Raw genomic sequence first — 18538 nt, 5'->3', positions numbered from 1 at the left:
AGCGCTCGTGACGGTTCCCTGCAGGGGCGCTGCAAGGACCCTTTTGTACCAATGACTCACGAGCTCCGGAGGGAGCCGGCAAGGAGCCGGCCCGGGGGGAGCTCCGGGAGAGATCATGATGAAGAAGATCGCGACGGGCATCCTCGCCATCGCCGCCACCAGCGCCGTGGCCCTGTCGCTTCCTTCGGCCGCCAGCGCCACCACCGCCGACTTCGACGACTACTCCGACTACTGGGGCCCGGTGTACGCCAAGTACCACCTGGCGAAGGCCCAGGGTCACGTCAGCGTCGAGTGGGACGAGGAGGACTCCAACGAGGTCCACGTCACCGGCCGGCTGTACGACCTGGACAACCGCGACTACGACGAGGGCGGCAAGTGCGCGTACGTGAAGTTCCAGGCCGAGGACTCCGACGGCGACTGGTCCACGGTCTACACCAGGAAGTACTGCGGCTTCCCCGGCTACAAGAAGTTCCACTTCGAGGAGAACGACGTCTTCACCCTGCGGGCCAAGGTCTGCCAGGTTCCCGAGCAGGGCACCTTCGCCACCAAGTGCGGCCCCTGGAGCGAGCTCTACAGCGCCGAGAACGAGTGACCCTCGCCGGCGACACCACGATCGACAGGCGGCCCCCTTTCCGAGCGGGGGCCGCTTGTCACGTTCTAAGCGGTATTGCGGTGATAAATCAGGCGCAGGCCGATGAGGGTCAGCCACGGCTCGTGCACGTCGATCGAGCGGGACTCGCCGACCACCAGCGCGGCGTGGCCGCCGGTCGCCACGACGGTCACCTCGTCGGGGTCCTCGGCCAGCTCGGCGGCCATGCGCTCGACGATGCCGTCGACCTGGCCGGCGAAGCCGTAGATGATGCCGGCCTGCAGCGCCTCGACCGTGTTCTTGGCGATCACCGAGCGCGGCCTGACCAGCTCGACCTTGTGCAACTGGGCGCCGGCGGCGGCCAGGGCGTCGACCGAGATCTCGATGCCGGGGGCGGTGACCGCCCCGACGTACTCGCCCTTGGCCGACACCGCGTCGAAGGAGGTGGCGGTGCCGAAGTCGACGATGATGCACGGGCCGCCGTACTGGTCGATGGCGGCCAGGGCGTTCACGATGCGGTCGCTGCCCACCTCTTTGGGGTTGTCCATGCGCACCGGCACGCCCGTGCGCACGCCGGGCTCCACGATCACGGCGGTGACGTCGCCGTAGTAGCGACGGCACATCTCCCGCATCTCGTTGAGCACGCTCGGCACGGTCGAGCAGATGGCGATGCCGCTGATGTCGGCGCCCTTGAGCAGGGGTGACTGGGCCAGCAGCCCCTGGAGCACGACGGCGATCTCGTCGGCGGTGCGGCGGGCGTCGGTGGCCAGCCTCCAGTGCTCGATGACGTCCTCGCCCTCGAACAGCCCCAGCACCGTGTGCGTGTTGCCGACGTCGATCGTGAGCAGCATCAATTACCCCCGCAAATCCAGTGCGATGTCCAGGGCCGGCGCCGAGTGGGTGAGCGCTCCCACCGCAAGGTAGTCAACGCCAGTTTCAGCCACATCACGAGCCGATTCCAAGGTCAATCCCCCACTCGCTTCAAGCGCAACCCTGTTTTTCGCCCGACTTTTCACGATTTGTACGGCATGTACGGTGTCCTCGACCGTGAAGTTGTCCAGCAGGATCTCCTCGGCGCCCTCGTCCAGCAGGGGCTCCAGCTGGTCGAGCCGGTCGATCTCGACCTCGATCGGCACCTCGGGAAAACGCTCCCGCACCGCGCGGTACGCCTCGGCCACGCCGCCGGCCGCCACCACGTGGTTGTCCTTGATCAGGGCCGCGTCCGACAGCGACATGCGGTGGTTGACGCCGCCGCCGCAGCGCACGGCGTACTTCTCCAGGGACCGCAGACCCGGCAGGGTCTTGCGGCTGTCGCGCACCCGCGCGCGCGTGCCCTCGATCGCGGCCACCCACCTGGCGGTCAGCGTGGCCACCCCGGACAGGTGAGTGAGCAGGTTGAGCGCGGTGCGCTCGGCGGTCAGCACGGCCCGCGTCGGGCCCTCGACCGTCATCAGCACGTCGCCGGCCGCCACCCGCTCGCCGTCCTTGGCCCGCCGCTCGGCGCGAGCGGCGCCCAGCCGCAGGAAGACCGCCTCGGCCACGGCCAGCCCGGCCACCACGCCGTCCTTGCGGGCCACCACGTCGGCGGCCGAACGCTGCTCGGCCGGGATCGTGGCCAGGCTGGTCACGTCGCCCGCCTCCTGCAGATCCTCTTCGAGCGCGCGGTCGATCAGCGCGTCGACCTCGGCCGGGTCGAGCCCGGCGGCGGTCAGCTCCTGCGCCAGCCGCGGCGGCATCGCCTCGCCGTGCGGGGTGTACGTCATGCGAAGGCCCTCCTCGGTCAGGGTCACGTCCAGGTGGCCCAGCCACTCATTGTCGTCGCGGCTCTCGTGGTCCTCGCGCCAGTGGGAGCCGCGCGTCTCCAGCCTGGCCGCCGCCACGCCGGTCAGGACGGCGGCGACGGTGAGGAGGTTGCTCGCCTCCCACGACTCGGTGCAGACGGGCACCTCGACCGGCGTCCAGAGCGCGTCGCGCAGCGCCTTCGACGTGGCCTGCAGCGAGGCGCGGCTGCGCAGCACCCCGGCGCCGGCGCTCATGTGCGCCTGGATCCTGGGCCTGGCCCTGGGGTCCACCAGGCCCGTCGCGGCCCGCCCGGCGACCGGCTCGCCCGGCTCGGGACGCGTCCGGTGGATGTCCTCGGCGATGCGCTCGGCGAAGACCAGGCCCTCAAGGAGCGAGTTCGACGCCAGCCGGTTGGCGCCGTGGACGCCGGTGCAGGCCACCTCGCCGCAGGCGTACAGACCCTCGATCGAGGTGCGGCCGGACAGGTCGGCGCGGACGCCGCCGCTGGCGTAGTGGGCGGCCGGGGAGACGGGGATCGGCTCGGTGACCGGGTCGATGCCGTGCTCCCGGCAGACGGCGTAGATGGTGGGGAAGCGGCTCTCCCACTTGTCCCTGCCGAAGTGGCGGCCGTCGAGGAAGACGTGGTCGCGGCCGCTCTCGCGCATGGTCCTGGTGATCGCCTTGGCCACGATGTCGCGCGGGGCCAGGTCGGCCAGCTCGTGCACGCCCTGCATGAACCGGTTGCCCTCGTGGTCGACGAGGAAGGCGCCCTCGCCCCTGACCGCCTCGGAGATCAGCGGCTGCTGGCCGGTCGAGCCCTCCCCCAGCCACAGCACGGTCGGGTGGAACTGCACGAACTCGATGTCGCGCACGACCGCCCCCGCCCTGAGCGCGAGCGCCACGCCGTCGCCGGTGGACACGACCGGGTTGGTGGTCGCGGCGTAGACCTGGCCCATGCCGCCGGTGGCCAGCACGACCGCCCGCGCCAGGACCGCCCCGACGCCGTCACGGGCGCCCTCGCCCATGACGTGCAGGGTCACTCCCCTGGCCCGGCCGCGGGCGTCCTTGAGCAGGTCGAGCACGAGCGCGTGCTCGATCACCTCGATCGAGCCGGCGCGCACCGCCTCGACCAGCGCCCGCTGCACCTCGGCGCCCGTGGCGTCGCCGCCGGCGTGCACGATCCGGTGACGCCGGTGGCCGCCCTCCCTGGTGAGCTGGAGCTCGCCGTCGGGGGTGCGGTCGAACCGGGCGCCGCGCTCCATGAGCCGCCGCAGCGCGCCCGGCCCCTCGGTCACCAGGGTTCGTACGGCCCTGGTGTCGCACAGCCCGACCCCGGCGAGCAACGTGTCGCTCAGGTGCTCCTCGGGGGTGTCGCGCGGGTCGAGCACGGCGGCGATGCCCCCCTGGGCCAACTTGGTGGACCCGGCGGACAGCACGTCCTTGGTGACGACCAGGACCTTGGCCGCGGGATCCAGCTCGGCATGACGCAGCGCCACGGTCAGGCCCGCGACGCCGGAGCCGACGACGACCACGTCCGCCTCGACCGTCCAGCCGGGTTCGGGGGCCGTCAGACGCCGGGGAATCGCCGGTGCACTCATGGGGGTCTCCTCACTGAGGCGATTTCGTCACTATGACGATAACGCCTCCAGCGGCATGGACATGCCCCGGGGGCGCCCTACGGATCAGTGACGAAGGCTCAGCACGACGTTGTCGATCAGCCGGGTGCCGCCCACCCGGGCCGCCACGGCGAGCACGGCCGAGCCCTGGTAGGAGTCGTCGACCTCCTTGAACGTCGCCGGATCGACCAGCGCCAGGTAGTCGAGGTCGAGGTCGGGCCCGGCCTCGTCGAGCACCGCGCGGGCGGTGGAGCGGATCGCGCCGGCGGTGAGCTCGGCCGCGCCCGCCCGCAGGGCGCGGGACAGGGCCAGCGCCACCGTGCGGTCGCGCGCCGACAGGTAACGGTTGCGGCTGGACAGGGCCAGGCCGTCGGGCTCGCGCACGGTGGGCGCGCCGACGATCTCGACGGCCAGGTCGAGGTCGGCCACCATGCGGCGGATGACGGCGAGCTGCTGGGCGTCCTTCTGGCCGAAGATCGCCACGTCGGGACGGACCAGGTTGAACAGCTTGAGCACCACCGTCAGCACGCCGTCGAAGTGGCCAGGCCTGGAGGCGCCCTCGACGATCGAGCCCATCTCGCCCGCGCAGACGCTCACCTGCCGGTCGGGGCGGTACATGTCCTCGGGCGAGGGCGCGAACACGACGTGCACGTCCTCCTCCCGGCACACGTCGAGGTCGGCGTCGAACGTACGGGGATAGCGGGAAAAATCCTCGTTAGGACCGAATTGCAGCGGGTTGACGAAGATGCTGACGACGACCTGGTCGGCGCGCACGCGGGCGGCCCTGATCAGCGACCGGTGGCCCTCGTGCAGCGCCCCCATGGTCGGGACCAGCGCCACCCGGCCCGTGCCGCGCGCCTTCGCCAGGTCGTCCCGGTTGCCGGCCACGATCAGATCCATTGCTGCCCTCCACACCCGACGGTCAGGTCCATATATTGCCCCCAAGCGCGTCGAGCAGCCGCTCCGCCTCCTCCGGTTTGAGCAGCCCCGCGGCCAGCGCCCGGTCGGCGGTGAGCCGGGCCAGCGCGATGTAGGCGTCGGCGGCCTCCGGGGCGGCCAGGATCAGCGCGTCGACGTGTTTGCGCACCGTGCCGGCGTCGCCGCGGACGACCGGCCCGGTCAGCCCGGCGATGCCCAGCCGCAGCACGTTGTCGAGCGCCGCGCCGAGCAGCGGGCCCAGCATCCGGCCCGGGTGCTCGACGCCGATGCGCCCGAGCAGCTCCTCGGACTCGGCGATGAGCGTGACCATGTGGTTGGCGGCGTTGGCCAGGGCCGCGTGGTAGAGCGCGCGGTCGCTCTCGGCGATCCAGACCGGCTCGCCGCCCATCTCGATCACCAGCGCCTCGGCGACCGGCCGCAGCAGGTCGGGGGCGGTGACGCCGAACGAGATGCCGGTGATCTTGTTGAGGTCGTCGTCGCGGCCGGTGAAGGTCATGACCGGGTGGAGCGCGAGCGGCAGCGCGCCCACGCCGGCTGCGGGTTCGAGCACCGACAGGCCGTACGCGCCGCTGGTGTGGACGAGCAGCTTGCCCTGGAGGTCGGCGCCCGTACGGGCCAGGCCGGCCACGAGGTCGGGCAGCGCGTCGTCGGGGACGGTCAGCAGGATGAGCTGGGCGGCGGCCACCACCTCGTCGGGCCGCGTCAGCTCCACCCCGAGCCGGTCGGCGGCCCACCTTCGCGACCTGTCGGAGACCCCGCTCGCGGCCACGATCCGGTGGCCCGCCTGCGCCAGCGCGGCGCCGAGCGCGGAGCCGACCTTGCCAGCGCCGAGCACGCCGACGGTCAGCCGTGCCGGGCGATCACCTGCGTCCATGACGTCTCACCCCTGTCGACCGTGATGGCACTGCCGACCAGCGTAACCGGCGGGCGGCGCCGCACATGTCGCGGGCCGAGGAACGCGGTCAGGCATGTCCGCCGCTTTACCGACCGTTGAGTTAACGACAAATGCGACAGGGGCATACGAATCGTGCACCCCCTGTCGAAAGAGATGAGGAGAGGGGTCCACGCACGACGACGGGCGCCGGGTCCTGACAACCCGACGCCCGCCTGGATGCGACCTCTTGGAGGTGCACTGACCGGTCATCCGCCGACTGACCGGCCGGGATCAGAGCCCGGACCGCGCGCGAGCGGTCCGGGCTCTCCCTGCCTCAGCGGCTGTAGACCGCGGTGTTGGGGCTCCCCTGGCAGCCGTTGATCGGCACGGCCTGGATGCCGATGTTGTTGCCGCAGACGGGCACGACGGCGGTGATGGGGAGGTGGATCGGGCTGCCGCTCAGGATGCCGTTGTTGCCGTGGGTGACGTCGTCGGCGTACGCGGGGGCCGCCAGCGCCAGCAGGGCAATGGCACCTGCCATGACCAGAGTCTTCTTCACGGGGGGCTCCTCTCAGTATGCGGCCGTTGCGGCCGCAATGCTTTGGTGGAGCGATCCGGCTCGCCGCTTACCGCGGATGGGCGAAACGCAGTCGCTCGGTGACAGTACGTAAACGTTAGCGCAATGTAGCGACCAAGTGTAGTCAATCAATGACTTAGCGTGGTGAGAGCCGGAGTCATGAGATAGTCAGCGTCATGTGGCTCACCTGGCGCGCAGCGACCGAGCGCGCGCTCTACGGCGAGGAGGGTTTCTACCTCCGCGAACGCCCTTCGCGCCACTTCCGCACCTCGGTCGGGGCCTCGGCGGTGTTTGCCGAGGCGATCCTGACCCTGCTGGCGGAGGTCGACGACGACCTCGGCTCACCCGAGTGGCTCGACCTGGTCGACATCGGCTCGGGTGAGGGGGTGCTGGTCCGCCGCGTCCTCGACCTGGCCGAGCCCGCTCTGCGCGACCGGCTCCGGGTCACGTGCGTCGACCTGTCGCCCAGGCCCCCGGGCCTGCCCGACGAGGTCGAGTGGCGCCGCTGCCTGCCGTCCAGCATCACCGGCCTGGCCGTGGCCAACGAGTGGCTCGACAACATCCCGCTCGACGTGGCCGAGCAGACCTCCGGCGGCCCGCGCCTGGTCATGGTCAACACCCGTACCGGGGAGGAGCGCCTCGGCGGCCCGCTGCGGCCCGCCGACCGCGAGTGGCTCGAGCGCTGGTGGCCGCTGCCGCACGTGGGCACCCGCGCCGAGATCGGCCGTCCCCGTGACGACGCCTGGGCCTCCGTTCTGGTACGCCTCGCCCGCGGCCGGGCGATAGCCGTGGATTATGCACACCCTGTGGATAACCGACCGCTCTGTGGCACGCTGACCGGTTACCGCGATGGCGCGGTCGTCGCCCCCGTCCCCGACGGGACCTGCGACATCACCGCCCACGTCGCGCTCGACGCGTGCGCCGAGGCCGGGCGGCGGGCCGGCGCGATATCCACAACCTTGTCCACACAGCGTGACATGTTGCGGGCGCTGGGCCTCACCGGCGCCCGGCCGCCGGTCGAGCTCGCCCGCACCGATCCGCGCGGCTACGTGCGCGCGTTGTCGAGAGCGTCGGAGGAGGGCGAGCTGATCGATCCGGCCGGGCTCGGCGGGTTCGGCTGGCTCAGCCAGAGCCGGTGACGTCGAGGTCGAGCGAGCGCAGGCCGCGGATGACGAAGCCCGGCTTGTAGACCGGCTCGGCGCGCAGCTCGATCGTCCCGACCCGGTCCAGCAGGGCGGTGAACGACTCCGTCAGTTCGATCCTGGCCAGCGGCGCGCCCAGGCAGAAGTGGATGCCGGCGCCGAAGGAGATGTGCGGGTTGTCCGGACGGCCCAGGTCGAGCCGGTCCGGGTCCTCGAACACCTCGGGGTCCCTGTTGGCCGAGCCGAACAGGCAGGCGACCTCCGAGCCGCGCGGGATCCGCACGCCGTGCACCTCGATGTCCTCCAGCACCCAGCGCTCGAAGAGCTGCAGCGGGGTGTCGTAGCGCAGCAGCTCCTCGATGGCGGTCGGCAGCAGCGAACGGTCGGCGCGCAGCCGGGCCAGCTCCCCGGGGTTCTTCAGCAGGGCCCGCCAGCCGTTGCCGGTGACGTTGACCGTGGCCTCGTGGCCGGCGTTGAGCAGCAGCACGCAGGTGCCGGCCAGCTCGTCGAGGGTCAGCTCGGGGATCGCGGCCAGGGCGCTGACCAGGTCCTCGCCGGGGTTCGCGAGCCGGTCGCGGGCCAGGTCCTTGAGGTAGGACTCGAACTCCTCGGCCGCGCGGACCGCCTGGTGCTGGGTCTCCAGGCTGGGGTTGAGCTCGTACATGCCGCACATGTCGGCCGACCACGGGCGCAGCAGGTGACGGTCCTGCTCGGGCACGCCGAGCATCTCGGCGATGACGGTGACCGGCAGCGGCTCGGCGACCTCGGCGATCAGGTCGCCGCCGCCCTTCTCGACGTAGGCGTCGATCAGGCCCTCGGCGATGGCCCGGACGCGCGGGCGCAGCGACTCGACCATGCGCGGCGTGAACGCCTTGGACACCAGCCGGCGCAGCCTCGTGTGGTCCGGTGGCTCGACCTCCAGCATGCCGTTCCTGCTGACCCGCCAGAAGGCTTCCTGGAACTCCGGCGCGGGCTGCCGGCCGAACTCCTCGTGCGTGGCGACGTGGGTGTAGTCGCGGCCCAGCCGCCGGTCCCGGAGCAGCGCGTTCACGTCGGCGTGCCGGGAGATCAGCCACTGGTTGGACGGCTCGAAGTAGCGGACGGGCGCCTCGCGCCTCAGCTCGTCGTACGCCGGATAGGGGTCGACGACGAAATCCGGATTCCAGGGATCAAAGCGCACTATTTCATCTTATGAGACGGGTTGACCTGCTGAGCTTGCGAATCATGCCCGGGTGTCGGTTATAGTGCCGTCGTAGGTCATGAGTGCCAGCGACAAGCCCCGGCTAGCTGGCCGGCAACCCTCGCGTCCGCGGCGGGGTGCCCCGGGTGAAGACCTGGTCCGTCACGAGGTGTGGCGGGCAAGCGCGGGCTCCGTGGCTGCTTCCAGGGGTCCGACCGACCCGTGAGGAGCTGTGCCGTGTCCACTCTGACGATCTTCAACTCCGTCCCCGCCCAGGCCGCCGCCGAGGCCCCCGCCGCCGACTCCGGGCGGGCGATCCCCGCCGTGCTCGGCGCCGACCTCGAAGTGCCGGTCAAGGGCGGCCGGCTGGTGAGCTACGCCAACCTCGACTACGCGGCCAGCGCGCCCTGTCTTGAGCCGGTCAGCGCCGCCGTCGCCGCCGCGCTCCCGGCCTACTCCAGCGTCCACCGCGGCGCGGGCTACGCCTCCCAGCTCACCACCGCCCGCTACGAGCAGGCCCGCCACACGGTCCGGGCCTTCGTCGGCGCCCGCCCGGACGACGCCGTCATCTTCACCCGCAACACCACCGACGCCACCAACCTGCTGGCCGGCTGCCTGCCCGAGGGCACGACCGTCGTCGTCTTCGACTCCGAGCACCACGCCTCGCTGCTGCCCTGGGAGCGGTCCGTGCGCCTGGCGCCGCCCGCCTTCCCCGGCGCGGCCGTCCGCGCCGCCGACGAGGCGCTGGCCGGGATCGAGGGCCCCAAGCTGCTCGTGGTCACCGCCGCCTCCAACGTCACCGGCGAGCTGTGGCCCATCGCCGCCCTCGCCCACATCGCCCACCGGCACGGCGCCCGGATCCTGGTGGACGCGGCCCAGCTCGTCCCGCACCGCAGGCTCAACCTGACCGCGCTCGACCTGGACTACGTCGCCTTCTCCGGCCACAAGCTGTACGCGCCCTTCGGCGCCGGCGTGCTGATCGGACGCCGTGACTGGCTGGCGACGGGCGAGCCGTACCTGAAGGGCGGCGGCGCGGTGCGCTCGGTGGGCGAGGCCACCGAGTGGCACGACGACCCCGAGCCCCGCCACGAGGCCGGCACCCCCAACGTGCTCGGCGCCATCGCCCTGGCCGCCGCCTGCGACGCGCTCACCGCCACGGGGTGGACGGAGCTGGTGCGCGAGGAGGAGCGCCTGATCGCCCGGCTGCGCACCGGTCTGGCCTCGATCGACGGGGTGCGCGAGCTGTCGTTGTGGGGCGAGGACCACCCGCGGGTGGGGATCGTGTCGTTCGTCGTGGACGGCTACTCGGCCCGGGAGGTGGCCGAGGCGCTGTCCGGCGAGTACGGCATCGGCGTGCGGGACGGGAAGTTCTGCGCGCACCCGTTCGTCCGGCACCTGCTGGGCACCTCGGACGGGGGCTGCGAGGACGGCACCGCCTCGGCGGTGCGCGCCTCCATCGGCATCGGCAGCACGCAGGAGCACGTCGACCGCCTGATCGAGGCCCTGCGCGACCTGGTCAGCCGCTGAGGCTCAGCGGTTGGGCGGCTTCTGCTGGTGCGGCTCGTCGGACACCAGGGCGTCGATGTCCCGCATGTCCTCGTCGTTGAGGTGCCCGGGACGCGGCGCGTTGGGCTGCCGCGGCACATTGGGCTGCTCGGCCTCGCCTGCGGGCCGGGCCGGCGTCGTCGGGCCGCCCTCGGGCCCGGTCTGCGCGACCGGCCCCTCGGTGACGACCGTCGTCGGCTCGGCGCGGCGGGCCGGCCGGTGCGCGGCGAGGTCGTCCTCGGCGATCTGGCGTTCCCTGCGGCGGCGGTACGTCGAGTGGAAGATGCCGTCGAGGCCGATGCGGCCGCCGCCCAGCGCGGCGAGCATCAGGGACAGCGCCCCGAGCGCGCCCGGCAGCTCCCATCCCCCGGTCTGCGACAACACCCCGTGGCCCGCGTGCACGAAGACGATCGCGCCGATCATGTCGATGAGCAGCAGCAACGCCACCGGCCGGACCAGCAGGCCGAGGATCAACAGGGCGCCGCCGACCAGTTCGACGATGGCGGCGAATCCGGCCGACAACTCGGGCATGGGCACGCCCATCTCGCGGAACTGCCCCGCCGCGGCACCGAGCCCGCCCTGCCACTTCTGCCAGCCGTGCGCCACGAAGATCACACCGAGTACCACCCGGGAGATCAGGGCCGCCACATCAAACAGGACTCTCTTCACAGTGCTTTCTCCCCCCGTTCCCGGTATTGATCCCCATGTCTGGCTTCGGGATGCGTTGCCATACGATTCCTTGACCATCCCCCACGCTGGATCACCCCGTGGGACGGTGGCAGCATGGGCCCTATGAAGGAACGCGTGGTCGGGATCGGCGCCGGCGCGAAGGAGCTGGCGACCGAGGACATGATCCTCAACATCGGCCCCCAGCATCCCTCCACGCACGGCGTGCTCAGGCTCCGGCTCACCCTCGACGGCGAGCGCATCGAGGCGGCCGAGCCGATCATCGGCTACATGCACAGGGGCGCGGAGAAGCTGTTCGAGGTCCGCGACTACCGTCAGATCATCATGCTCGCCAACCGGCACGACTGGCTGTCGGGGTTCGCCAACGAGCTGGGCGTCGTGCTGGCCGCCGAACGGCTGCTCGGCATGGAGACCCCGGTCAGGGCCGTGTGGGCGCGTACGCTGCTGGCCGAGCTCAACCGGGTGCTCAACCACCTGATGTTCCTCGGCTCCTACCCACTCGAACTGGGCGCGATCACCCCCGTCTTCTACGCCTTCGACGAGCGCGAGCGCATCCAGGCCGTCATGGAGGAGATCTCCGGCGGCCGCATGCACTACATGTTCAACCGGGTCGGCGGCCTCAAGGAGGACCTGCCGCTCGGCTGGCTCGACCGGGTCGCCGCGGCCGTCGCCGAGACCCGCCGCCGGGTGCCCGACATCGAGGGCCTCATCCTGAACAACGAGATCTTCCTCGCCCGCACCAAGGGCGTCGGCGTGCTGACCCGCGAGCAGATCCTCCAGTACGGCGTCAGCGGGCCCATCGCCCGCGCCTCCGGCGTGGACCTCGACCTGCGGCGCGACGACCCGTACCTGGCCTACGGGGAGCTGCCGGTCACGGTCGTCACCCGGCGCGACGGCGACTGCCATGCCCGGTTCGAGGTGCTGTTCGAGCAGCTCAAGGTCTCGCTCGACCTGGCCGACGCGTGCGTCGCCCGGCTGCGCGAGCTGCCTCCAGGGCCCGTCAACCAGCGCCTGCCGAAGGTGCTCAAGGTGCCCGAGGGCCACACGTACGCGTGGACCGAGAACCCGCTCGGCATCAACGGCTACTACCTGGTCTCCAAGGGCGACAAGACGCCGTGGCGGCTCAAGCTGCGCTCGGCGTCGTTCGGCAACGTCCAGGCGCTGCGCGAGCTGCTGCCGGGGAACCTGGTGGCCGACATGATCGCCATTCTGGGCTCGATGTTCTTCGTCGTGGGTGACATCGACAAGTGAGCACCGCTCCCGAACGCGACAAGTACGTCGACTGGCTGCGCGCCCTCAGCCTCATCGTCGTGGTGGTCTGGCACTGGGCGTTCACGATCCTGGAGTGGAAGCCCAGCGGGCCCGAGCCCACCAGCCCGCTCGGCTTCACCTCCGGGTTGTGGATCCTGACCTGGCTGCTCCAGGTGCTGCCGCTGTTCTTCTACGTCGGCGGCCACGTGCACCTGCTGTCCTGGAACCGGGCCCAGGCGCGCGGCGTCGGCATCGGGGCGTTCGTCTGGCGGCGCATCCGCGCGCTGTCCCTGCCCGCGCTGTTCCTGTGCGGCGTGTGGATCTCCGTCGGGGCGGTCGTCACCTGGGCGTTCCACGTGGAGTGGATGTGGCGGGTGGTGCTGCTCGTGCTCAGCCCGCTGTGGTTCCTCGGCGTCTACCTGGTGCTGATCGCGCTGCTGCCGGTGGCCCTGTGGCTGCACCGGCGCTACGACGTGCTGGCCCTGATCTGGCTCGGCGGCTCGGCCCTGGTCGTCGACGTCGTGCGCTTCCGCTACGGCTACGAGTGGGCCGGCTGGCTCAACATGATCATCGTCTGGGGGCTGGCCCACCAGGCGGGCTTCTTCTACGACCGGATCGTCGTCCTGCCCCGGCGGTACGACGTCGGCATCCTGTGGACCGGCCTGTTCGCCCTGATCGGCCTGGTCTACTCGGGCATCTACCCGGGCTCGATGGTGGGCGTGCCGGGCGACAAGTGGTCGAACATGGCGCCGCCCACGTTCGTCATCGTCGCCCTGCTGATCTTCCAGATCGGCCTGGTCGAGGTGCTGCGCCCGGCCATGGAACACGTGCTCGAACGCCCCCGCTGGGCCCGCGCCAACTCCTTCATCAACCGCTACGCCCTGCCGCTGTTCCTGTTCCACACCACCGGCATGGCGATCGCCTTAGGGCTGTCGTGGTGGTTGTTCGGCAGCCTCGGCACGAAGATCCCGCCCGACCTGAAGTGGTGGCTGGAACGGCCGATCGCCATCGTCGGGCCGCTGATCTGCACGCTGCCGGTCATCTACCTCTTCGGCCGCCGCCGCTAGTCGGGTTTGCGCTCGTCGGAGTCCTTCGGGATCCGGCAGCAGTGCTCCAGGTACAGGGCCGCGCAGACGAGCACCACGCAGGCCACGAACGACCCGGCCGCCACGAAGAACTCCGAGCGCGGCGTCTCCCGGTCGAAGATCTGCAGCGTGTACGCGGCGAACCCGGCGAACATCCCGGCGAACACCGCCCCCGCGTACGCCGACGCCTTGGCCAGCGCCGCCAGCCGGGCCACCGCCAGCGGCTCGACCGGCTTGGTGTCGGGCTTCCTGGCGATCCTGGCCTTGGTCACCCACCCGCTGTAACCCTCGCCGAGGGCGAGCAGCAGCACGGTCGGGATGGCCGTCCAGGGCATGATGGGCAGGTCGGAGTAGAAATGCCGGACCGCCGCCCAGACGACCAGGGCGACGACGAGCAGGAGAGCGGCCAGCCGGCCGGGATGCGTCGGCTTCAATCGGGCCTCTGCAGCTTCAGGTCGTCACGCAGGCGCACGCCGTGCCGGTCGAGCTCGGCCAGCAGGTCGGCCACCCGGCCCCGGCCCGGCACCGTGGCCTCGGGGTCGATCACCGACCAGGGCACCAGCACGAAAGCGCGCTCGTGGGCGCGGGGATGCGGCAACGTCAGCTCGGGGTCGTCGGACACGGTCTCGCCCACGACGATCAGGTCGACGTCGAGCGTACGCGGCCCCCACCGCTCCGCACGCACCCGGCCGAAGGCGTTCTCCACGCCCAGCGCCCGCTCCAGCAGCGTACGCGGCGGCAGCGCGGTCTCGGCGACGACGACCGCGTTGAGGTACGGCTCTTGGCCTCCCGGCCCCCCGACCGGGTCGGTCTCGTAGACCGGGGACACCTTGACGAACTCCAGGCCGGGGGCGTCGAACAACGTGTCGATGGCTCCCTGCAACGTCTGGAACCGCTCGCCCAGGTTGCTGCCGAGAGCGAGGACGGCCTTCATGCGCGGCTCCGCTCGATCGTCACGATCACATCGTCGAACGGCAGCGGGATCGGCGCCGCCGGTTTGTGCACACTCACCTCGGCCCTGTGCACCAGCTCACTGGCCAGGCAGACGTCGGCCAGCCGCTGGGCCAGCGTCTCGATCAGCTCGACCGGCTCGCCCTCGACCACCTCCACCAGCGCCTGGGCCAGCTCGCCGTAGTGGACGGTCTTGGTGAGGTCGTCGCCGGCCGCCGCCGGGGCGGTGTCGAGGAACAACGTCGCGTCGATCACGAACTCCTGGCCGAGCTCCCGCTCGGCGGGCAGGACGCCGTGCCTGCCCCTGGCCCGCAGGCCCTTGAGAGCGATGCGGTCAGACCTCAAGCTCGCCCTCCTCGTCCTCGTCGTCGTCTCCCTGGAGCACCGGGGAGCCGTGGTGCATCCACAACCGCCAGCCCTGCGCGGTGCGGATGTAGACGTTGCTCGCCACCACCTTGCCCGCGGCGAAGCTGGACTCACCCTCCTCGCCCGCCGTCAGGATGTTCTCCACGCAGGTGAGCACGGCCACGTCGCCCAGCACGGTGGTGTTGACGTCGGTCAGCACGAACTGGATGTAGGTGGTGTTGGCCATGATCAGCGCCCACGACCGCAGCACCTCCGACCGGCCGGTCAGCAACGTCCAGCCCGGATGGACGCAGCTCACCTGGTCGTCGGCGGTGTCCTCGGCCCAGATCTCGGTCATCTTGTCGAGATCGGCGCTCTCGATCGCGGTGTAGAACTCCTGGTTGACCGTCTCGATGGCGGCGGTGTCGACGCTCATGTGCCTGCTCCGGCTCTCTTCCATGCGGCCGCCACGCGCACGGCATCGGCATTGGGACCTACCTCGTGCACGCGCACGCACCAGGCCCCCGCCTGAGCCGCCAGCGCGGTGACCGCCAGCGTTGCGTCGTCGCTCCTGCTGAACGGGCGGGGCGCGCCGTCGGGGCCGGCCAGCAGCCGCCCGAGGAAGCGCTTGCGCGAGGCTCCGATCAGCAGCGGGTAGCCCAGCTCCGCGAGCTGGGGGATGCCGGCCAGCAACGCCCAGTTGTGCTCGGCGTTCTTGGCGAAGCCGAGACCGGGGTCGAGCACGATCTGCTCGGGGGACACCCCCTCGGCCAGCACGAGATCGACCCGCTTGCTGAGCTCCTCGCGCACCTCTGTCACGACGTCGGCGTAGACGGCGCGGCTGTCCATGTCATGGCTGTGGCCGCGCCAGTGCATCACCACGTAGGGCGCTCCCGTCGCGGCGACCACGCGCGGCATCTCCGGGTCGGCCAGGCCGCCGCTGACGTCGTTGACGAGCCTGGCGCCCGCCTCGACCGCGGCCCTGGCGACCTCGGCGCGCATCGTGTCGACGCTGACGGCCACGCCCTCGGCGTCGAGCGCCCGGATCACCGGGACGACCCTGGCCAGCTCCTCCTCCAGCGACACCCGCGCGGCGCCGGGACGGGTGGACTCACCGCCCACGTCGACGATGTCGGCCCCCTCCCGCACCAGGTCGAGCCCGTGCCGGACGGCGGCCTCCTCGTCGAACCACAGGCCGCCGTCGGAGAAGGAGTCGGGGGTCACGTTGACCACGCCCATGACGAGGCACCGCTCCGTACCGCCCGGCACGTTGATGGGCACGCTAGTCATGGGGCAAGCCTAGGCGTTCCCCCACACCTGCCGACATCTCGGGTCCCCAGTTGTGGATAACGATCGTCACCTGCCGAGAATCAGCGCCATCGCCTCGGAGCGGGTCTTGTCGCTGGTACGGAAGTCGCCGCGGACCGCCGACGTGACCGTCTTGGCCCCCGGCTTGCGCACGCCGCGCATCGTCATGCACAGGTGTTCGGCCTCGACCACCACGATGACCCCGCGCGGCTCCAGCACCCGCATGAGGGCGTCGGCGATCTGCGAGGTCATGCGCTCCTGCACCTGCGGACGGCGGGCGAAGACGTCGACCAGCCGGGCCAGCTTGGACAGCCCGGTCACCTGGCCGCGCTCGTTGGGGATGTAGCCCACGTGGGCCACGCCGTGGAACGGGACCAGATGGTGCTCGCAGGTCGAGTAGACCTCGATGTCCCGCACCAGCACCATCTCGTCGTGGTCGACGTCGAAGACCTTGTTGAGCACGTCTTCGGGGGTCTGGCCGAGCCCGGAGAACTGCTCGGCCATCGCGCGGGCGACCCTGGCGGGCGTTTCGAGCAGGCCGTCGCGGTCGGGATCCTCGCCGATGCCGTAGAGGATCTCGCGTACGGCCTTCTCGATCCGCCCCAGGTCAACCTCGTGCTGGGTCACGCACTGTCCCCGGACTGGAAGGCGTCCTGGTGACCGGAGGTGAGCGAGCCGTTGGCCGACTGCTCCTTCGGGGTCAGGATCGGCGGGCGGTCGGAGGGGAGCCGCTTGCCGTAGCCCGCGTACGAGGGCCGGTGCTCCTTGACGACCACCGGGGCGAAGATCTGCAGGACCTGCTCGCGGGAGAGGGTCTCCTTCTCCATGAGCTCCAGCACCAGGTTGTCGAGCACGTCGCGGTATTCGACCAGGATGTCCCAGGCCTGGTCGTGCGCCGTCTCGATCATCCGGCGGACCTCCTCGTCGATGGAGGAGGCGATCTTCTCGGAGTAGTCGCGCTCGTGGCCCATCTCGCGGCCGAGGAAGACCTCGGCCTGGCCGGTGCCGAACTTACGGGCGCCGAGCTGCTCGCTCATGCCGTACTCGGTCACCATGCGGCGGGCGACCGCCGTGGCCTTCTCGATGTCGTTGGAGGCGCCGGTGGTGGGCTCGTGGAAGACGAGCTCCTCCGCCGCGCGGCCGCCGAGCAGCATCGCGAGCTGGTCCATCATCTCGGACCTGGTGGCCAGGAACTTGTCCTCCATCGGCAGCGTCATCGTGTAACCGAGCGCGCGGCCGCGGGACAGGATCGTGATCTTGTGGACCGGGTCGGAGTTGGGCAGCGCGTGCGCCACCAGCGCGTGACCGCCCTCGTGGTAGGCGATCATCTTCTTCTCCTTGTCGGACATGACCCGCGACTTGCGCTCGGGCCCTGCCATGACACGGTCGATCGACTCCTCGAGGACCTCCATCGTGATCAGCTTCTGGTCGGCCCGCGCGGTGAGCAGGGCCGCCTCGTTGATCACGTTGGCCAGGTCGGCGCCGGTGAACCCGGGGGTGCGGCGCGCGATGACGTCGAGGTCGACGTCGGGCGCGAACGGCTTGCCGCGACCGTGGACCTTGAGGATGCCCTTGCGGCCCTCCAGGTCGGGACGGTCGACCGTGACCTGCCGGTCGAAACGGCCCGGACGCAGCAGCGCCGGGTCGAGGATGTCGGGCCGGTTGGTCGCGGCGATGAGGATGACGCCGCCCTTGACGTCGAAGCCGTCCATCTCGACGAGCAGCTGGTTGAGGGTCTGCTCGCGCTCGTCGTGACCGCCGCCCAGGCCGGCGCCGCGGTGGCGGCCGACGGCGTCGATCTCGTCGATGAAGATGATCGCGGGGGCGTTGGCCTTGGCCTGCTCGAACAGGTCGCGCACGCGGGAGGCGCCGACGCCGACGAACATCTCGACGAAGTCGGAGCCGGAGATCGAGTAGAAGGGCACGCCCGCCTCGCCCGCGACCGCGCGGGCCAGCAGGGTCTTGCCGGTGCCGGGCGGGCCGTAGAGCAGCACGCCCTTGGGGATCTTCGCGCCGATCGCCTGGAACTTGGCCGGGGCCTGCAGGAACTCCTTGATCTCCTGGAGCTCCTCGATGGCCTCGTCGGCGCCGGCGACGTCGGCGAACGTGGTCTTGGGGGTGTCTTTGGTGATGAGCTTGGCCTTCGACTTGCCGAAGTTCATCACCCGGGAGCCGCCGCCCTGCATCTGGTTCATGATGAACAGGAAGATCAGCACGATGATGACGATCGGCAGGAAGCTCACCAGGATGCTGAGCAGGAAGTTCTCCTGGGGCACCTCGGTGGTGAAGCTCTTCGTCTTGTTGGCGTCGACCTGGGCCTGCAGCTCGTCGGTCAGCTTCGCGCCGTAGCCGCTGACCCAGTTGGACTGGATCAGCTTCGCCGGGGCGTCACCCGGCCGGACGACGATCGGCTTGATGAGGGTGAGCTCGACCCGATTGTCCTTGTCGACGACCTTGGCGCTGGTGAAATTGCCGGCGCGAATCTGCTGGAGGACCGTGGACGTGTCGGCCTGCTTGAAATTGCCCCCGCCGCTCCAGAGCTGGGTGACGAGCAGGAGCAGCACGACGATGCCCAGGATCCACAGCAGTGGCCCACGTGTAAATCGCTTGAGATCCATCCGATGCGGAACCCCTTGCGGGCCCGTCCCTTCCTGACCATGGCCTGGA

Annotated in this window: 19 protein-coding genes and 1 riboswitch; of the genes, 5 read left to right on the top strand and 14 right to left on the bottom strand. The window is 70.8% G+C overall.

What is annotated here, in order from left to right:
- The first annotated feature begins 115 nt into the window (after positions 1-115).
- A complete protein-coding gene (locus ACIBST_RS38610) occupies positions 116-592 on the top strand; it encodes a hypothetical protein (RefSeq protein ID WP_352318638.1) in 477 nt (158 codons plus the stop codon).
- Positions 593-657: 65 nt separating this feature from the next.
- Here the strand turns inward: ACIBST_RS38610 and ACIBST_RS38605 are convergent, their stop codons facing one another.
- From ACIBST_RS38605 to ACIBST_RS38585, 5 genes are all read right to left on the bottom strand, one after another.
- Positions 658-1440, bottom strand: a complete 783-nt coding sequence (locus ACIBST_RS38605; protein ID WP_397178514.1) for a type III pantothenate kinase — start codon at positions 1438-1440, stop codon at positions 658-660.
- A 3-nt stretch (positions 1441-1443) separates the two neighbouring features.
- A complete protein-coding gene (locus ACIBST_RS38600) occupies positions 1444-3969 on the bottom strand; it encodes an L-aspartate oxidase (RefSeq protein ID WP_397178513.1) in 2526 nt (841 codons plus the stop codon).
- A gap of 84 nt (positions 3970-4053) precedes the next feature.
- Positions 4054-4887, bottom strand: coding sequence for a pantoate--beta-alanine ligase (gene panC, locus ACIBST_RS38595; RefSeq protein ID WP_397178512.1), 834 nt, complete (start codon positions 4885-4887; stop codon positions 4054-4056).
- Positions 4888-4909: 22 nt separating this feature from the next.
- A complete protein-coding gene (locus ACIBST_RS38590) occupies positions 4910-5800 on the bottom strand; it encodes a DUF2520 domain-containing protein (protein WP_352318630.1) in 891 nt (296 codons plus the stop codon).
- Between the two features lie 334 nt (positions 5801-6134).
- Entirely contained in the window at positions 6135-6359 is a 225-nt protein-coding gene (locus tag ACIBST_RS38585; protein ID WP_352358570.1) for a chaplin family protein, read from the bottom strand.
- Positions 6360-6553: 194 nt separating this feature from the next.
- Here ACIBST_RS38585 and ACIBST_RS38580 point away from each other — a divergent pair, with 194 nt between their 5' ends.
- Positions 6554-7516 carry an SAM-dependent methyltransferase gene (locus tag ACIBST_RS38580; protein ID WP_397178511.1) on the top strand — a complete coding sequence of 321 codons (963 nt, stop codon included), beginning with the start codon at positions 6554-6556 and terminating at the stop codon, positions 7514-7516.
- On the opposite strand, the gene ACIBST_RS38575 is transcribed toward ACIBST_RS38580, so the two are convergent.
- On the bottom strand, positions 7500-8699 hold the full coding sequence (locus ACIBST_RS38575) for a cytochrome P450 (RefSeq protein WP_397178510.1): 1200 nt from the start codon (positions 8697-8699) through the stop codon (positions 7500-7502). The genes ACIBST_RS38580 and ACIBST_RS38575 overlap by 17 nt on opposite strands.
- A 75-nt stretch (positions 8700-8774) precedes the next feature.
- Positions 8775-8890: riboswitch (SAM riboswitch) on the top strand.
- A gap of 46 nt (positions 8891-8936) precedes the next feature.
- On the opposite strand from ACIBST_RS38575, the gene ACIBST_RS38570 reads away from it, so the two are divergent.
- Entirely contained in the window at positions 8937-10226 is a 1290-nt protein-coding gene (locus ACIBST_RS38570) for an aminotransferase class V-fold PLP-dependent enzyme (protein ID WP_397178509.1), read from the top strand.
- A gap of 3 nt (positions 10227-10229) precedes the next feature.
- Here ACIBST_RS38570 and ACIBST_RS38565 read toward each other — a convergent pair whose 3' ends face one another.
- Entirely contained in the window at positions 10230-10913 is a 684-nt protein-coding gene (locus ACIBST_RS38565; protein ID WP_397178508.1) for a DoxX family protein, read from the bottom strand.
- A gap of 123 nt (positions 10914-11036) precedes the next feature.
- On the opposite strand from ACIBST_RS38565, the gene ACIBST_RS38560 reads away from it, so the two are divergent.
- Both ACIBST_RS38560 and ACIBST_RS38555 read left to right on the top strand, forming a co-directional pair.
- The gene (locus ACIBST_RS38560) at positions 11037-12182 is read left to right on the top strand and encodes an NADH-quinone oxidoreductase subunit D (RefSeq protein ID WP_397178507.1); all 1146 of its coding nucleotides are present in this window, start codon (positions 11037-11039) and stop codon (positions 12180-12182) included.
- Positions 12179-13249, top strand: coding sequence for an acyltransferase (locus ACIBST_RS38555; protein WP_397178506.1), 1071 nt, complete (start codon positions 12179-12181; stop codon positions 13247-13249). Before ACIBST_RS38560 ends, ACIBST_RS38555 begins: the two co-directional genes overlap by 4 nt.
- Here the strand turns inward: ACIBST_RS38555 and ACIBST_RS38550 are convergent.
- From ACIBST_RS38550 to ftsH, 7 genes are all read right to left on the bottom strand, one after another.
- Entirely contained in the window at positions 13246-13701 is a 456-nt protein-coding gene (locus tag ACIBST_RS38550) for a DUF3180 domain-containing protein (protein WP_352358558.1), read from the bottom strand. The two genes, ACIBST_RS38555 and ACIBST_RS38550, sit on opposite strands and share 4 nt — an antisense overlap.
- On the bottom strand, positions 13698-14201 hold the full coding sequence (gene folK / locus ACIBST_RS38545) for a 2-amino-4-hydroxy-6-hydroxymethyldihydropteridine diphosphokinase (RefSeq protein WP_352358556.1): 504 nt from the start codon (positions 14199-14201) through the stop codon (positions 13698-13700). Before folK ends, ACIBST_RS38550 begins: the two co-directional genes overlap by 4 nt.
- Positions 14198-14563, bottom strand: coding sequence for a dihydroneopterin aldolase (folB, locus tag ACIBST_RS38540; RefSeq protein WP_397178505.1), 366 nt, complete (start codon positions 14561-14563; stop codon positions 14198-14200). Before folB ends, folK begins: the two co-directional genes overlap by 4 nt.
- Positions 14553-14999: a nuclear transport factor 2 family protein gene (locus tag ACIBST_RS38535; RefSeq protein ID WP_397178504.1), complete on the bottom strand. Its 447-nt coding sequence runs from the start codon at positions 14997-14999 to the stop codon at positions 14553-14555. Before ACIBST_RS38535 ends, folB begins: the two co-directional genes overlap by 11 nt.
- Positions 14996-15802, bottom strand: coding sequence for a dihydropteroate synthase (gene folP / locus ACIBST_RS38530; RefSeq protein WP_352358846.1), 807 nt, complete (start codon positions 15800-15802; stop codon positions 14996-14998). Before folP ends, ACIBST_RS38535 begins: the two co-directional genes overlap by 4 nt.
- Positions 15803-15919: 117 nt before the next feature.
- Entirely contained in the window at positions 15920-16498 is a 579-nt protein-coding gene (folE, locus tag ACIBST_RS38525; protein WP_352318609.1) for a GTP cyclohydrolase I FolE, read from the bottom strand.
- Entirely contained in the window at positions 16495-18489 is a 1995-nt protein-coding gene (gene ftsH / locus ACIBST_RS38520; RefSeq protein WP_352358549.1) for an ATP-dependent zinc metalloprotease FtsH, read from the bottom strand. Before ftsH ends, folE begins: the two co-directional genes overlap by 4 nt.
- Between the last annotated feature and the right edge of the window lie 49 nt (positions 18490-18538).

Origin of the sequence: Nonomuraea sp. NPDC049684 (assembly GCF_044465345.1) — a bacterium.
Lineage (GTDB): Bacteria > Actinomycetota > Actinomycetes > Streptosporangiales > Streptosporangiaceae > Nonomuraea.
This window is presented reverse-complemented; position numbering and strand designations above follow the sequence as displayed.

What these genes read in the sequence shown, in the direction of transcription:
- ACIBST_RS38610 (WP_352318638.1), top strand. Translation starts at nt 116, where the DNA reads ATGATGAAGAAGATCGCGACGGGCATCCTCGCCATCGCCGCCACCAGC.
- ACIBST_RS38605 (WP_397178514.1), bottom strand. Translation starts at nt 1,440, where the DNA reads ATGCTGCTCACGATCGACGTCGGCAACACGCACACGGTGCTGGGGCTG.
- ACIBST_RS38600 (WP_397178513.1), bottom strand. Translation starts at nt 3,969, where the DNA reads ATGAGTGCACCGGCGATTCCCCGGCGTCTGACGGCCCCCGAACCCGGC.
- panC (WP_397178512.1), bottom strand. Translation starts at nt 4,887, where the DNA reads ATGGATCTGATCGTGGCCGGCAACCGGGACGACCTGGCGAAGGCGCGC.
- ACIBST_RS38590 (WP_352318630.1), bottom strand. Translation starts at nt 5,800, where the DNA reads ATGGACGCAGGTGATCGCCCGGCACGGCTGACCGTCGGCGTGCTCGGC.
- ACIBST_RS38580 (WP_397178511.1), top strand. Translation starts at nt 6,554, where the DNA reads ATGTGGCTCACCTGGCGCGCAGCGACCGAGCGCGCGCTCTACGGCGAG.
- ACIBST_RS38560 (WP_397178507.1), top strand. Translation starts at nt 11,037, where the DNA reads ATGAAGGAACGCGTGGTCGGGATCGGCGCCGGCGCGAAGGAGCTGGCG.
- folK (WP_352358556.1), bottom strand. Translation starts at nt 14,201, where the DNA reads ATGAAGGCCGTCCTCGCTCTCGGCAGCAACCTGGGCGAGCGGTTCCAG.
- ACIBST_RS38535 (WP_397178504.1), bottom strand. Translation starts at nt 14,999, where the DNA reads ATGAGCGTCGACACCGCCGCCATCGAGACGGTCAACCAGGAGTTCTAC.
- folP (WP_352358846.1), bottom strand. Translation starts at nt 15,802, where the DNA reads ATGGGCGTGGTCAACGTGACCCCCGACTCCTTCTCCGACGGCGGCCTG.
- ftsH (WP_352358549.1), bottom strand. Translation starts at nt 18,489, where the DNA reads ATGGATCTCAAGCGATTTACACGTGGGCCACTGCTGTGGATCCTGGGC.